The organism is Alistipes sp., from assembly GCF_048465635.1.
Taxonomy (GTDB): Bacteria; Bacteroidota; Bacteroidia; order Bacteroidales; family Rikenellaceae; genus Alistipes.
This window is the reverse complement of sequence record NZ_DBFWLF010000019.1, coordinates 134728-147685: the sequence shown is the minus strand read 5'-3', so window position 1 is coordinate 147685 and position 12958 is coordinate 134728. Positions and strand designations below refer to the sequence as shown.

The following is a 12958-nucleotide window of genomic DNA, read 5'->3' as shown; positions in this document are numbered from 1 at the left end:
TGCGGTCTACGCTTTTTCGCAACATGAAACGCAAACTGCTCCTGTTCGCCATAGCCGCTCTGGCGGCCCTTGCAACCCATGCCGCCGAACCCCGCCTGATCGTGCAGATCGTCGTCGGTTCGATGCGCGCCGAAGACCTCACGCGCTACGCCGACAACTTCGGCGAAGGGGGTTTGCGCCGCCTCACGGAGGGCGGCACGGTCTACACCGACAGCCGTTACGACTACCAGCAGACCACCACCCCCGTCTCGCTGGCGACCCTCTCGACGGGGGCCATGCCCTCGACGCACGGCGTGGTCGGTTCCCGCTGGATGGACTACACCTCCAACCGGACGGTCGAACTGATCGAGGGCGACAATCCCTCCCCGACAAATTTGATCGCGCCGACGCTGGCCGAAACTCTCCTCCAGCACGCCCCCGGCAGCCGCGCCGTGACCATCGCCGCCGAGTCCGTCTCGGCCATCGTGACGGCGGGACGCGGCGGGGCGTGCTTTTGGCTCGACGAGCGGTGCGGCTGGACCACCTCGCCGGCGTATGCCGCCGACGTGCCCGAATGGGTGGCGCGCAGCAACCGCGAGCGCTACAACCTCTCGTACGTGGCCGCCGAGTGGCGCACGCTGCTCGAGCGGGACCGCTACCGCAACACCCGCCACTGGGACATCGCTCTGGCGGGCAAGAACCGCAAGGAAAAAGACTTGACGGGCGCAGGCCGTCTGAAACCCGCCTCCGACTACGAACGGATGCTCTACACTCCGGCGGGCAACACCGCTGTGCTGGGCTTCGCCAAGCAGGCGATCGCGCAGTACCGGCTGGGCGACGATGCCACACCGGACCTGCTGAATGTCTGCCTCGACGCCTCGCGCCGCATCGCCGAGGCGTATGGGCCGGAATCGGTCGAGGCTGAGGATGCGCTCTACCGCCTTGACCGCGACCTGGCGGACTTCCTCACGTTCGTATTCGCGCAGGTGCGCAACGGCGAAGTGCTGGTGGTCTTCACCTCCGACCACGGGACCAGCCCCTCTTTCGACAGCGGTCCGCAGGAGGCCGACCGGTTCAACGGCCGCCAGTTCGAGGTGATCGTCAACGGCTTTCTCAACGTGCGCTACGGCGTGGGCAAGTGGGTGCTGGGCTACGCGGACAAATGCGTGTGGCTCAACCACAACCTGATCTACGAACGGGGACTCGACCTCTCGGACGTGCAGAACGAGGTGGCCATCTTCGCCATGCAGTTCACGGGCGTGTCGCACGCGCTGGCGGCCACGGCCATGCGCACGAGCTACTTCGGCAGCGGCTACGCCCGGCGCATGCAGAACAGCTTCTATCCCCGCCGTTCGGGCGACGTGGTGATCAACCTGATGCCCGGCTGGATCGAGGAGCGCGACCGCTGCGTCTCCGCATCGGGTTCGATGTACGGCTACGACACGCAGGTTCCCCTCGTCTTCTACGGCACGGGCGTGGGTCCGCAGCGCATCGGGCGGCGCGTGGACATGACCGCGGTAGCCCCGACCCTCGCACGGGCCGCGGGCGTGACGGAACCCGCCGCCTCGGACGGCGAGACGCTGCCCGAAATCGTCGATCTGTAAACACACTATCGTTATGGACAAGATACAAGAGGAGATTATCGAAGAGTTCTCCGTATTCGACGACTGGCTCGACAAGTACGACTACCTGATCGGGCTGGCCGAAACGCTGCCGCCCATCGACGCCGCACACCGCACCGAGCAGTACCTGATCCAGGGCTGCCAGTCGCGCGTCTGGGTCGACGCGCGGCTCGACGCGGGCAAGGTCTACTACACGGCCGACAGCGACGCCATAATAACCAAGGGCATCATCGCGTTATTGATACGCGTACTGAACGGCCGCACGCCGCAGGAGATACTCGATACGGAGCTTTACTTCATTGACGCCATCGGCTTGGGAGCCAACCTCTCCCCCACGCGGGCCAACGGGCTGCTGGCAATGATCAAGCAGATGCGGCTCTATGCGCTGGCCTTCGCCAACACGGATAAAAGCAAGCAATAGCATGACACCCGAAGAGATTTTGCAGGTCGAAAAAGAGATCGTCCTGACGCTCAAAAACATATACGATCCGGAAATTCCGGTCAACATCTACGACCTGGGCCTCATTTACGAGATCGACTATACGCCCGACGGCGTGGCCACCATCCGCATGACCCTTACGGCGCCCAACTGCCCGATGGCCGATATGCTCGTCGAGGACGTCAACCAGCAGGTCGGCAAGGTCAAGGGGGTGAAGTCGGTGAACGTCATTCTGACGTTCGACCCCGTATGGGACAAGAGCATGATGTCCGAAGAGGCGCTGCTGGAACTCAACCTCTTCTGAGATGGACGACGCGCTGTCGAAGCGGATGCTCGACCGGCTGCGGGCCGGAGCCGGGGAGTGCGCCTGCGGGGGCTTCCTCGGCGGGCTGGATCCGCTCCGGCGCAGCGAACTCTTCACGGCGCTCGCGTTCGACCGCCTCAGCCGCAAGATGCGCATGGTCGAAACGCTCTATGAGGAGGCCGCCGGCAACTGGAATCAGACCTTTTACCTGCTCTATTTCCGCACCTTGGGCGACAGCCGCAACCAGGAGGCGTTCCTCACGCTCGCCCGCCGCGTACCCTACAAGCACGTGCTGCGCGAGCGGCTCGCGCCCCACGCCGTCGAGGCGATGCTGCTGGGTGCGTCGGGGCTGCTGGAGCTCTACCGGCACGACGTCTATACGCTCGATCTGCGGCGTGCGTTCGAGCACCTCGCGGCCAAATACACCCTCGAACCGATGGAGGCCGAGGCGTGGGATCTGGTCAATATCCGTCCGGCCAACCACCCCGTGCTGCGGCTGGCGCAGGCCGCGGAGTTCTTCGCGCAGGACGAGTTCGTGATGGATCGTGCCATGAACTGCCGCACGGAGGGAGACATCCGGCAGCTCTTCCGCATCGAAGCGCCCGGCTACTGGCATACGCATTATATCCCGGGCGCCGAGGGCGACGAGCGACCCAAGCGGATCGGCAATTTCAAAGCCGACATGATCGGCATCAACCTCGTCGCCGTCCTCCAGTTCGCCTACGGCGGCTATACGGGCAACGAGCGGCTGCGCGACAGTGCCCTGACGCTCCTCGAACGGCTCGCCCCCGAGCAGAACCGCTACATGCGCGCCTGGCACAATGCGTCGGGCCTCGCTCCGGTCAATGCCTTCGAGTCGCAGGCACTCTTGCAGCTCTCCACCGAGTACTGCGCCCGCCGACGCTGCGACGAATGCCCCGTGGGGCGGCGTATCCTGCACGAAGCGGCGAAGGGCGGGCGCTGACATCCGCGTCCGCGGCGGACGCCCCGGATCAAACAGCAGTTTCCGCGCGGATAAAATCCAGCTGTGCGAGCGCTTCGTACTCGGCCCGAATCCGTCGCCTTAGAACTTCGTTGAACCGCTCTACCCGCGGTTGCAGCATCGCCACATCCTCCGCTGTGAAACCATACGCGGCGATTGTCTGCTCCGTCAGTTCGAACGGACGGTTATCGCGCATGCACCTCTCGCAATAATTCTCCAGAAAACGGTCCAGATACTCCTCCAGCATCCGCACGGTCGCTCCCTCCTGCATGTCGATGCAGAGACAATCCGCGTAGTCGTCGGCCCGGTTGCTGTCGATCCGGTCCAGATGTACCGCGAAGCAGATGCCGAACGAATCGTGCGGGTGGAAATCGTCGTAGTGCGTCAGGAACTCCGCCACGGTAAATCGGTTCCGCTCTTCGTCATACTCCCAAATCTTCGGAGCACGGTCCCCCTCGTAGAAACGAAGCAGGTGAAAATTCGCTTTCGGAAGGCCGGACAGGAGGGTGTAAATCGGGTGCGCGAGCCGCTCGGCTTCTGCCAGAAAGGCTTTTAAGGCAACCCTGTCGATACTTTGTTCTGCGGTCATAACGGGAATGATTGGGGTGATGGATAGCGTCCCGTCAAGGCATAAAAAAAGCAAGGGACGCGGATAACATTGACCAGAAGGTATTAGGAGACCCCATCAGAAAATGTACCGCGCCCTTGCAAGTTCCGTCCGTTTCCGAACGGAACAAAACAAGGGCTGGCAACATTTATACCTCTGATAAGAAAAGTTCCTAATTTTTCTGGTGCGGTATAAAGAGTTGCTTGCTCTAAATGTCTTTCGGCTATGCCGAATTATACAAATGCAAAGGTAGCATAATTTTTACTTTTCATTTAATCTTGCTCAAAGATATAATATTTTTCCGAATACTTGAACATGTTCAATTATATTTTTTTTCACCTCTCCTTTTCTTTGTTATATGAGCAAAGCAAGAAAAAAGCAAAGGCGGGATGAAATTTTATTGCGAAATGTAATTCTGCGAGTTAAAGGATTGCGTGAATTGCACCACCACTCTCAGGAAGATTTGAACGCAGGAACGGAAATTGATATTGCCAATCTCGAAACGGGGGCGAATTTTCCAAATCTAACCACTATTTCAATCATCTGTAAATTTTACGGAATTACCCTCGATGAATTTTTTGCTCCAATGAATTATCCCCCGAAAGAGTAATCCGGCGATTCCATGCGGAAAGAGTTTTCTTTCCGCTTTTTCTTTTATTATGGTTAGGTGGGGCGCAGCCTGCGGGGCACGCGATCGAGCGGGCCTCAGCTGCCGAAGCTGCGGCCCGCCGACCCAAAGGTCGAGAAAGGACAACGCGCATTTCGACCGACCTAAAGGTCGAATACAAAACAACGCGGTTTGGTCTCTGACCGAACACTACTTTGCGTTCCGCTTAGACAGGCTGCGCCTCGACAAAATTCAAGCATTCGCTTGATTTTTGCGCTCGCCTTGCACTACTTTGCGTTCCGCTTAGACAGGCTGCGCCTCGACAAAATTCAAGCATTCGCTTGATTTTGCGCTCGTCTTGCACTACTTTGCGTTCCGCTTAGACAGGCTGCGCCTCGGCAAAATTCAAGCATTCGCTTGATTTTGCGCTCGGCTTGCACTATCTTTGTCCTAAGATAACACCCAAACCTATGAAAACAAGCATTGCTATTTCCATGTGTCTGATCACTACCGCCATGACTTCCTGTTGCGGCTCGCAGCAAACCGAAGCGCCCTGGGTTGTCGACCGTTTCGACGACATCAAGGTGATTCGCTACGAAGTGCCGGGCTTCGAGGCCCTGCCGCTCGAGCAGAAAGAGCTGATCTACTACCTCGCCGAAGCCGCCAAATGCGGCCGCGACATTCTCTTCGACCAGAATTTCAAGTATAATTTGGCCATCCGCCGCACGCTGGAGACCGTCTATGAAAACTATGCGGGCGACCGCACCGCGCCCGAGTGGCAGGCGTTGGAGAAGTACCTCAAGAAGGTTTGGTTCGCCAACGGCATCCACCACCACTACTCCAACGACAAGTTCGTGCCCGAGTTTTCGGAGGGCTATCTGCTCGACGTGATCGAGACCATCCCCGAGGAGCGTTTCGGCGAGCTGAACGCCCTGCGCGGCGAGGTGTGCAAGGCGATCTTCGACCCTGCGCTCTACCGCACGCGGCTGAACCAAAGGGCGGGCGACGACCTGATCGCCACCTCGTCGAGCAACTATTACGAGGGGGTTACGCAGGCCGAAGCCGAGCAGTTCTACGGGGCGATGGCCGCCGCGGATGCGCACAATCCCGAACCGATCTCCTACGGGCTGAACTCGCAGCTGGTCAAGGAGAACGGCGTGTTGAAGGAGCGCGTATGGAAGGTGGGCGGCATGTATTCCCCGGCCATCGAGCGCATCGTCTATTGGCTGGAAAAGGCGCAGGCTGTGGCCGAAGAGCCGCAGCGCTCGACCATCGCCGCACTGGTGAACTACTATAAAACGGGCGATCTGAAGGAGTTCGACCGCTACAATATTCTTTGGGTGAAGGATACCGTTTCGTACGTCGATTTCGTAAACGGTTTCATCGAGGACTACGGCGATCCGCTGGGCCGCAAGGCGTCGTGGGAGTCCAACGTCAATTTCATGGACACGGAGGCGTGCCATCGAACCGAGGTGATCTCGGACAACGCACAGTGGTTCGAGGACCACTCGCCCGTGGCGCCCGAATACCGCAAGAAGCAGGTGCGGGGCGTCTCGGCCAAGGTCATCACGGTGGCCATGCTCGGGGGCGACTGCTACCCGGCAACCCCGATCGGCATCAACCTGCCGAATGCCGACTGGATCCGCAAGGAGTACGGTTCGAAGTCGGTGACCATCGACAACATCACCTATGCCTACGATATGGCGGCCCACGGCAACGGCTTCAATGAGGAGTTCGTGCTGCGCGCCGAGGACCGCGAGCGGATGGATCGATACGGCAAGCTGGCCGACGACCTGCATACCGACCTGCACGAGTGTCTGGGCCACGGTTCGGGCCAGTTGGCTCCGGGCGTGAAGGGCGGCGAGCTGAAGAGCTACGGTTCGACGCTCGAAGAGGCGCGCGCCGACCTGTTCGGACTTTACTACCTGGGCGACGAAAAGCTGGTGGAGCTGGGCCTGATCCCGTCACTCGACGTGGCGAAGGCCGGTTACGCCAAATACATTCTCAATGGCATGATGACCCAGCTGGCGCGCATCGAGCCGGGCAAGAACGTCGAGGAGTCGCACATGCGCAACCGCAAACTGATCTGCGAGTGGTGCTACGAGCACGGCAAGGCCGACAACGTGATCGAGTGGGTGACCGAAAACGGCAAGACCTACGTGGTGGTCAACGACTTCGACAAGCTGCGGGGGCTGTTCGGTGAGCTGCTGCACGAGGTGCAGCGCATCAAGTCGGAGGGCGACTACGAGGCCGGCAAGGCATTGGTGGAACAGTATGCCGTTACGGTCGACCCCGAGCTGCACGCCGAGGTGCGCGACCGCTACTATGCGCTGGGGATCGAGCCTTACGGCGGTTTCGTCAATCCCGAATTCGAACTGGTGGAGCGGGACGGCAAGGTCGTCGATGTGAAGATCACTTACCCGGCCAACTACGTCGAGCAGATGCTGAACTACTCGAAGAATTACTCCTACCTGCCCAACGTCAACTGACGCGCGGCGCAAGGCATGAAAAAAGAGCATCCCGGTAGCGGGGTGCTCTTTTTGTTTTCAATCCCGGGAAACAGGCTCCGGTCCGGTAGATGGTCAATCCGGGGAGACGAGTTTCAGTCCGAAGAGACAGGTTTGATCCCAGGAGACGGGTTCCGGTCCAAGGAAATAGGTTTCAGCTCGGGGAGACGGTTTCGGCCCCGGGAGACGGGTTTCGGTCCAAGGCAATAAATGTCAGTTCGAGGAGACGGGTTCCGGTCCGAAATAAGACGGCTGCAGACGAACGATTGGGCCTCACAGTCGGTCTGTTCCGAGTGCCGGTTGCTCCGCAGCCCCGAATTGCTTTCGGATTTCTGACCCGCTCTTCGGAGCCGGGACGTCCTGCGAATTGCCCGCCGCTTCTGGGCGCGAACTCACGAATCGCCCTCCCAATCAGGGCCTACTCCTCGACCTCCTCGAAGTCCTCCTTGCCGACGCCGCAGAGCGGGCAGGTCCAGTCGTCGGGAATCTCTTCGAACTGCGTTCCGGGGGCGATGCCTCCGTCGGGATCGCCGGTTGCCGGATCGTAGATCCAGCCGCAAACGGTACAACGGTACTTTTTCATGGTTTTGCTTTTTTATAGGATGATACTTGCTTGCTTTCGTGCTGCGATTCACTCGCTTTGGGTCTCCCGGCGCTGATCCTCTTCGCTTTCGGGTTCCTCTTCGTCCTCGTCCTCCGGGGGCCGGTTCCCGCCGGGCGGGGTAAGCTCGGCCACCAGGCGGTCGGCTTCGGTGCACGAGACGTAGAGACGCTCCTCGTAGATGTCGGTGATCTCGACGAAATTCTTCCACTCCGAAGCGTAGAGCCTGACCCGCTCGAACCGTTTCAGGTCGAGGAAGTGGCCGTAGTAGCCGAAGAATCCGCAGACGCTGAACACGGGCAGGAACCACTTCATGCGGCGCGGCTCCACGCGGCGGACCGAGGCGATCTCGTCGCGGCGAATCTCGGTGATATCCAGCAGGCAGCGAATCTCCACCCTCTCGTCCGTGACCACGATCCGGCGGGGGATCGACAGCGCCGCGAGGGCGATAAGTGCCACGATGAACGAGGTGAACCACGCTGAGAGGTAACCCCCTTCATAGAGGAAGTAAAGCCCTACACCCAGCAGCACGAAAATCACCAGATAGATCAGCGTCCAGTAGATCGTGTGGCGGTCGAAATGATATTTGTAGATGCTCGTCATCGCGGGGCTTCTCTCGGAGGGGTTAGGTTGTCTGTTCGGCTCAATTCCGGGTGTCCATTCGGGGGCTTTGCGTTTGTTTCTTTGGGTGTCGTCTGTTCCGGGGTAGCTTCGGGCGCCTATTCAGGCATAATTCCGAGCGTCTGTTCGTGGGTAGCTTCGGACATCCCTGCGTGCGTTTCTTCGAGCAGCTCTTCCGCGCAGCGGGCGGCCAGCAGCGCCTCCGCCACGATGAAATCCTCCTCGGTGGTCAGCTTGATGTTCGTGCGCTCACCCTCCACGAGGCAAATCCTGTGCCCGGCCCGCTCCACCAGGGAGGCATCGTCGGTAAACGCTTCGTCGTATTCGGCCCGGTAGGCGCTCAGCAGCCAGTCGGCGCGGAACGCCTGCGGGGTCTGCACGGCGCGCAAACGGCTGCGGTCGACGATCCGCGTTCCGTCGCCCTCCGTCATGCGGAACGAATCGGCGGGTTCCACCGCCGGGACGACCGCCCCCTGCTCGGCGGCGGCCTCCACCACGCGGCGGATCAGCTCGGATGATGCCAGCGGTCGCACCCCGTCCTGCACGGCGATCAGCTCCGGTTCCGACCGCAGGGCCGCCAGCCCGCTGCGCACCGAATGGAACCGTTGTGCACCGCCCGCGGCGATCGCATGCGGAGCCACGTCGAAGCGGGCCGCGAAGTTCTTCCAAAATTCGGTATAGCGCTCCGGCAGCACGACGACGATCTCCGCGCCGGGCAGCGCCGCGGCGAAAAGGTTGATCGTGCGCGCCAGTACGGGCTGTCCCGCGAGCAGCCGGAACTGCTTGGGAAGCCCCCCGCCGCAGCGCCGTCCGCTGCCTCCCGCCACGATGATAACCGCCGTCTGCCATTCCATAAGCAATTTATTCTGCGGCTGCGTTCTGAGCGACCGTTGCGGGCAATACCAGTGAGTCGAGCTGCGTGATGCGCTCCTCCTCCTTCACCTCGCCGTTCAGTTCGGCCAGGATGCGGCCGCGGACAAATTCGAACAGCTCGCGGTTCTCCGCGGCGATCGGTTCGGCGGGTTCCTGCGGAATCTTCAGCGGGTCGATCGGCTTGCCGTTCTTCCAGACGCGGTAGTCGAGGTGGGGACCCGTCGAAGCGCCCGTCGAGCCGACGTAGCCGATCAGCTGGCCCTGCGACACGCGCGAGCCTTTAGCGATTCCCTTGGCGTAACCGCTCATGTGCATGTAACCCGTCATCAGGTTGCCCGCATGCTTGATCTTGAGCGTGTTGCCGCCGCCTCCGGCCCACCCCTTGAAGGTCACTACGCCGTCGGCAACGGCGTGTACGGGCGTGCCTTTCGGTGCGGCGTAGTCGACGCCTGTATGCGGGCGGTAAACCTTGTAGATCGGGTGTTTGCGGGCATAGGTGAAGCGCGAACTGATGCGCGAATACTTCAGCGGAGCCTTGAGCATCTGTTTTCTGAGGCTCGCCCCGTCGGCCTCCCAGTAGCGGACCTTGCCGCCCTGCCGGAAGGGGATGGCATAATAATCCCGGCCCCCCTGCGTGAAGCGGGCGCCCCAGACGCGGCCGATGCCCGCCGAAACGGTGTCGTCGATGAAGCGCTCGTCGTAGATCACCGTGAAACGGTCGCCCTTCTGGATGCCGAAGAAGTCGACCGTCCACTGGTAGATGTCCTCCAGTTCGGCCGCCAGCGCATAGGGAAGCTCCTCTTCCATGATCGCGCCCCAGAGCGAGGAGTTGATCGTGGCGCTCTTCTTCGTGCGGCGCAGCGTGTAGGGCTTCGTGTCGCGGCGCACGGCCACCGAGTCGTCGCAGAGACTGAACACCACGTAGTCGGTCAGACTGCTCTCGTAGACCAGGTGGTCGAGGTGGGGCGCATAGAGCGAATCTTCGTGGATGAATGCCGTGTACTTGTGTCCCGCGCGGATGTTGCGCAGCGGGAACACCTCCCTGGCGGCGCGGTCCAGCCGGTCGACCGCCGCGGCCGAAACGCCGTAGCGGCCCAGAATCCCGCCCATCGTCTCGCCCGGAGCCACTTCGCCCGTCTCGGTGCGGTAGTCGTCGGCAACGATGCCGTAGAGTATGTCGTGCGGCTCCTCCGCAGGCTCCTCGGCCTGCTCGCGGCTGCCTCCGCATGCCGTCGCGGCCAGCAGCAGGCAGGCGTAAATCGCTAATTTCGGGTTTTTCATAGATGGAAGCAAAAATAGGAAAAAATTGCGGAAAACGGGAATTTTCCCCGCACTTTGTGCGCCCGGCCCGAGATTTGTCGGGTTTTGTTTTGTCGTACCGATATTTATCGTTAATTTTGAAAATCCGTGTGACCAAACCGCAACCAGATGTTGAGATTCCTGCTCGCGCCGGCAGCATTTCTGTATAAGGCGGGGGTGACGTTCCGTCACCGCCTGTTCGACTGGGGCGTGCTCAAGAGCGAGCGTTTCGACATTCCGGTCGTCTGCATCGGCAACATCACCGTCGGCGGCACGGGCAAGACCCCGATGGCCGAGATGGTGATCGCCTACATGTCGCAGATGCACAACGTGGCGCTGCTCTCGCGCGGCTACGGCCGCCGCACGAAGGGTTACCGCGAGGTGATTGAGACGTCGCACTACCGCGACGTGGGCGACGAGCCGCTGCAAATCAAGCTCAAATTCCCCGATACGGTGGTGGCCGTGTGCGAGAAGCGCGCGGAGGGCATCCGCCGCATCTGCGCCGAGCACCCGGAGGTCGATCTGATCGTCTTGGACGACGGATTTCAGCACCGCTATGTCGAGCCGAAGGTCAATATCGTGATGATCGACGCCACGCGCCCCATCCAGCACGACCGCATGCTTCCGGCCGGAACGCTGCGCGACCTGCCCGAAGAGCTGCACCGCGCCCACTACTTTATCGTCACCAAGTGTCCCGAGCGGATGGCCCCCATCGACCGCCGCATCCTGCGCAAGGTGCTGATCCAGGTCGCCTATCAAAAGGTCTATTTCACCCGCTTCGAGAGTTTCATGCCCCAGCCGCTCTATCCCGAAGAGGCGTCGCGCGAGCCGCTGGCCGCCGCGCAGCAGGTCATCGCCCTCTCGGGCATCGGAAATCCGCGTCCGTTCCTCGACACGCTCCGCACGCGGTACGATCTGGTGGCCGAAATGACCCTCGACGATCACCACGTCTACCGCGTCCGCGACCTCAGCCGCATCGGCGCGCTGCTGGCCAAGCACCCCGACGCGGTGGTGGTGACCACTGAGAAGGACGCCGTAAAACTGACCAACCGGGACAAAATCCCGGAGCAAATCCGCATCAAACTGTATTATTTACCGATCAATATTTCATTCATAGAGGATTCGGCAACGGATTTTCTGCAAAGACTCGAAGAAGATGTTAGAGCAAATTAAAAACACTGCCGCCTTCATCCGGCAAAGGATCGGCGATTTCGAACCCGAAGTGGGCATCATCCTCGGTACGGGGCTGGGCGGCTTCGCCGACAAGATCGAGGCCGAAAAGGTAATCGAATACAAGGATATTCCGGGCTTCCCGCGCTCCACCGTGCAGGGCCATGCCGGCCGCATGATCTTCGGAAAGGTCGAAGGACGCCGCGTGGTGGCTATGCAGGGCCGCTTCCACTACTACGAAGGCTATGCCATGACGCAGGTGACGCTGCCCGTGCGCGTGATGGCGCAGCTGGGCATCCGCTGCCTGTTCGTCTCGAACGCCTCGGGCGGCATCAACACCTCGTTCCGCGTGGGCGACCTGATGATTATCACCGACCACATCAACCTGATGCCCAACCCGCTGATCGGTCCCAACATCGAGGAGCTGGGCCCCCGCTTCCCCGACATGCACAACTGCTACGACAAGGCGCTGATCGCCCGCGCGACCGCGATCGCCGAGCGGGAGGGGATCAAGCTCCAGTACGGCGTCTACGTCGGCGGCACGGGTCCCACCTTCGAGACACAGGCCGAGTACCGCTATTTCAAGGCGATCGGAGGCGACGCCGCAGGCATGTCGACGGTGCCGGAGGTGATCGTGGCGCGCCACATGTCGATCCCCGTCTTCGGCGTGTCGGTCATCACCAACTGCGGCCTGTCGGACGAGGCGGGCGACCACGAGGACGTGCAGCTGCAGGGCCGCAGGGCCGGAGCGCGCATGGAGGTGCTCTTCCGCGAAATGATCAAAGAACTTTAGCGATATGGTAAACAAAGTGATTCTGGTGGGCAACGTGGGCATCGACCCCGAAGTGCGCACCACCGAGGGCGGCGTGAAGGTCGCCCGCATCCGCCTGGCCACCACCGAACGGCTGTTCGACCGGCAGGCCAACGAGACCAAGGAACACACCGAATGGCATACGATCACGCTGTGGCGCGGTCTGGCCGACGTGGTGGACCGCTACGTCCGCAAGGGGACGCAGATCTACGTCGAAGGCCGCCTGCGCACGCGCGAGTGGATGGACAAGGACAACAACAAGCGGTACACGACCGAGATTCTGGCCGACGTGATGAACCTGCTGGGCCGCCGTGCGAACAATCCCGCCTCGGACGGAGCGTCGGCTCCGGCGTCGGCTTACGGGACGCCGCAGGCCGCGGCTCCGCGTCCCGCCGCCGCACCCCCGCAGCCTGCCGCCGCAGCGGCTCCGGCCACTCCGGCCGAAGACCCCGACGACCTGCCGTTCTGACGCTGGAGGGCCGGTTGCAGGATCGGCCTTATCTGGTCAGGCTGCTTGCGCATGCAGCGGCATGATC

At 61.3% G+C, this 12958-nt stretch carries 14 protein-coding genes; 9 read left to right on the top strand and 5 right to left on the bottom strand.

Translation table 11 applies throughout. The features are described 5' to 3' along the window. The first annotated feature begins 23 nt into the window (after nucleotides 1–23). Genes ACMO9O_RS08000 through ACMO9O_RS07985 form a run of 4 tightly spaced genes read left to right on the top strand, consistent with a single transcriptional unit; the run spans nucleotide 24 to nucleotide 3308 of the window. A complete protein-coding gene (locus tag ACMO9O_RS08000; protein ID WP_418983340.1) occupies nucleotides 24–1583 on the top strand; it encodes an alkaline phosphatase family protein in 1560 nt (519 codons plus the stop codon). Between the two features lie 13 nt (nucleotides 1584–1596). Then, nucleotides 1597–2022 (top strand): SufE family protein, encoded by a 426-nt coding sequence (locus ACMO9O_RS07995; protein ID WP_418983339.1) that lies wholly within the window; start codon nucleotides 1597–1599, stop codon nucleotides 2020–2022. Nucleotide 2023: 1 nt separating this feature from the next. After that, nucleotides 2024–2344 (top strand): metal-sulfur cluster assembly factor, encoded by a 321-nt coding sequence (locus ACMO9O_RS07990; protein ID WP_418983338.1) that lies wholly within the window; start codon nucleotides 2024–2026, stop codon nucleotides 2342–2344. Nucleotide 2345: 1 nt separating this feature from the next. Beyond that, nucleotides 2346–3308 carry a DUF2851 family protein gene (locus ACMO9O_RS07985; protein ID WP_418983337.1) on the top strand — a complete coding sequence of 321 codons (963 nt, stop codon included), beginning with the start codon at nucleotides 2346–2348 and terminating at the stop codon, nucleotides 3306–3308. Nucleotides 3309–3336: 28 nt separating this feature from the next. Here ACMO9O_RS07985 and ACMO9O_RS07980 read toward each other — a convergent pair whose 3' ends face one another. After that, nucleotides 3337–3915, bottom strand: a complete 579-nt coding sequence (locus tag ACMO9O_RS07980; protein WP_418983336.1) for a hypothetical protein — start codon at nucleotides 3913–3915, stop codon at nucleotides 3337–3339. Between the two features lie 376 nt (nucleotides 3916–4291). Between ACMO9O_RS07980 and ACMO9O_RS07975 the strand changes: the two genes are divergently transcribed. Both ACMO9O_RS07975 and ACMO9O_RS07970 read left to right on the top strand, forming a co-directional pair. After that, complete coding sequence (locus tag ACMO9O_RS07975; RefSeq protein WP_418983335.1) at nucleotides 4292–4543, top strand: helix-turn-helix transcriptional regulator; 252 nt, start codon at nucleotides 4292–4294, stop codon at nucleotides 4541–4543. A 467-nt stretch (nucleotides 4544–5010) separates the two neighbouring features. Continuing rightward, nucleotides 5011–7029 carry a dipeptidyl-peptidase 3 family protein gene (locus tag ACMO9O_RS07970; RefSeq protein WP_418983334.1) on the top strand — a complete coding sequence of 673 codons (2019 nt, stop codon included), beginning with the start codon at nucleotides 5011–5013 and terminating at the stop codon, nucleotides 7027–7029. Between the two features lie 436 nt (nucleotides 7030–7465). On the opposite strand, the gene rd is transcribed toward ACMO9O_RS07970, so the two are convergent. The 4 genes from rd to ACMO9O_RS07950 form a co-directional block, all read right to left on the bottom strand. Beyond that, nucleotides 7466–7630: a rubredoxin gene (gene rd / locus ACMO9O_RS07965; protein ID WP_418983333.1), complete on the bottom strand. Its 165-nt coding sequence runs from the start codon at nucleotides 7628–7630 to the stop codon at nucleotides 7466–7468. Between the two features lie 48 nt (nucleotides 7631–7678). Continuing rightward, on the bottom strand, nucleotides 7679–8251 hold the full coding sequence (locus ACMO9O_RS07960; protein WP_418983332.1) for a PH domain-containing protein: 573 nt from the start codon (nucleotides 8249–8251) through the stop codon (nucleotides 7679–7681). A gap of 116 nt (nucleotides 8252–8367) precedes the next feature. Beyond that, a complete protein-coding gene (ispD, locus tag ACMO9O_RS07955) occupies nucleotides 8368–9123 on the bottom strand; it encodes a 2-C-methyl-D-erythritol 4-phosphate cytidylyltransferase (RefSeq protein WP_418983331.1) in 756 nt (251 codons plus the stop codon). Between the two features lie 7 nt (nucleotides 9124–9130). Next, on the bottom strand, nucleotides 9131–10423 hold the full coding sequence (locus ACMO9O_RS07950; protein ID WP_418983330.1) for a M23 family metallopeptidase: 1293 nt from the start codon (nucleotides 10421–10423) through the stop codon (nucleotides 9131–9133). 147 nt (nucleotides 10424–10570) lie between these two features. On the opposite strand from ACMO9O_RS07950, the gene lpxK reads away from it, so the two are divergent. Genes lpxK through ACMO9O_RS07935 form a run of 3 tightly spaced genes read left to right on the top strand, consistent with a single transcriptional unit; the run spans nucleotide 10571 to nucleotide 12891 of the window. Then, nucleotides 10571–11614: a tetraacyldisaccharide 4'-kinase gene (lpxK, locus tag ACMO9O_RS07945; RefSeq protein WP_418983329.1), complete on the top strand. Its 1044-nt coding sequence runs from the start codon at nucleotides 10571–10573 to the stop codon at nucleotides 11612–11614. Next, nucleotides 11598–12404: a purine-nucleoside phosphorylase gene (locus ACMO9O_RS07940; RefSeq protein WP_418983328.1), complete on the top strand. Its 807-nt coding sequence runs from the start codon at nucleotides 11598–11600 to the stop codon at nucleotides 12402–12404. Before lpxK ends, ACMO9O_RS07940 begins: the two co-directional genes overlap by 17 nt. Nucleotides 12405–12408: 4 nt before the next feature. Next, the gene (locus tag ACMO9O_RS07935) at nucleotides 12409–12891 is read left to right on the top strand and encodes a single-stranded DNA-binding protein (RefSeq protein ID WP_418983327.1); all 483 of its coding nucleotides are present in this window, start codon (nucleotides 12409–12411) and stop codon (nucleotides 12889–12891) included. Nucleotides 12892–12958: the final 67 nt, after the last annotated feature.

Coding starts and splice junctions, on each gene's coding strand:
- ACMO9O_RS07960 (WP_418983332.1), bottom strand. CDS start 8,251: ATGACGAGCATCTACAAATATCATTTCGACCGCCACACGATCTACTGG.
- ACMO9O_RS07990 (WP_418983338.1), top strand. CDS start 2,024: ATGACACCCGAAGAGATTTTGCAGGTCGAAAAAGAGATCGTCCTGACG.
- ACMO9O_RS07950 (WP_418983330.1), bottom strand. CDS start 10,423: ATGAAAAACCCGAAATTAGCGATTTACGCCTGCCTGCTGCTGGCCGCG.
- ACMO9O_RS07970 (WP_418983334.1), top strand. CDS start 5,011: ATGAAAACAAGCATTGCTATTTCCATGTGTCTGATCACTACCGCCATG.
- ispD (WP_418983331.1), bottom strand. CDS start 9,123: ATGGAATGGCAGACGGCGGTTATCATCGTGGCGGGAGGCAGCGGACGG.
- ACMO9O_RS07980 (WP_418983336.1), bottom strand. CDS start 3,915: ATGACCGCAGAACAAAGTATCGACAGGGTTGCCTTAAAAGCCTTTCTG.
- lpxK (WP_418983329.1), top strand. CDS start 10,571: ATGTTGAGATTCCTGCTCGCGCCGGCAGCATTTCTGTATAAGGCGGGG.
- ACMO9O_RS08000 (WP_418983340.1), top strand. CDS start 24: ATGAAACGCAAACTGCTCCTGTTCGCCATAGCCGCTCTGGCGGCCCTT.
- rd (WP_418983333.1), bottom strand. CDS start 7,630: ATGAAAAAGTACCGTTGTACCGTTTGCGGCTGGATCTACGATCCGGCA.
- ACMO9O_RS07985 (WP_418983337.1), top strand. CDS start 2,346: ATGGACGACGCGCTGTCGAAGCGGATGCTCGACCGGCTGCGGGCCGGA.
- ACMO9O_RS07935 (WP_418983327.1), top strand. CDS start 12,409: ATGGTAAACAAAGTGATTCTGGTGGGCAACGTGGGCATCGACCCCGAA.
- ACMO9O_RS07995 (WP_418983339.1), top strand. CDS start 1,597: ATGGACAAGATACAAGAGGAGATTATCGAAGAGTTCTCCGTATTCGAC.
- ACMO9O_RS07940 (WP_418983328.1), top strand. CDS start 11,598: ATGTTAGAGCAAATTAAAAACACTGCCGCCTTCATCCGGCAAAGGATC.
- ACMO9O_RS07975 (WP_418983335.1), top strand. CDS start 4,292: ATGAGCAAAGCAAGAAAAAAGCAAAGGCGGGATGAAATTTTATTGCGA.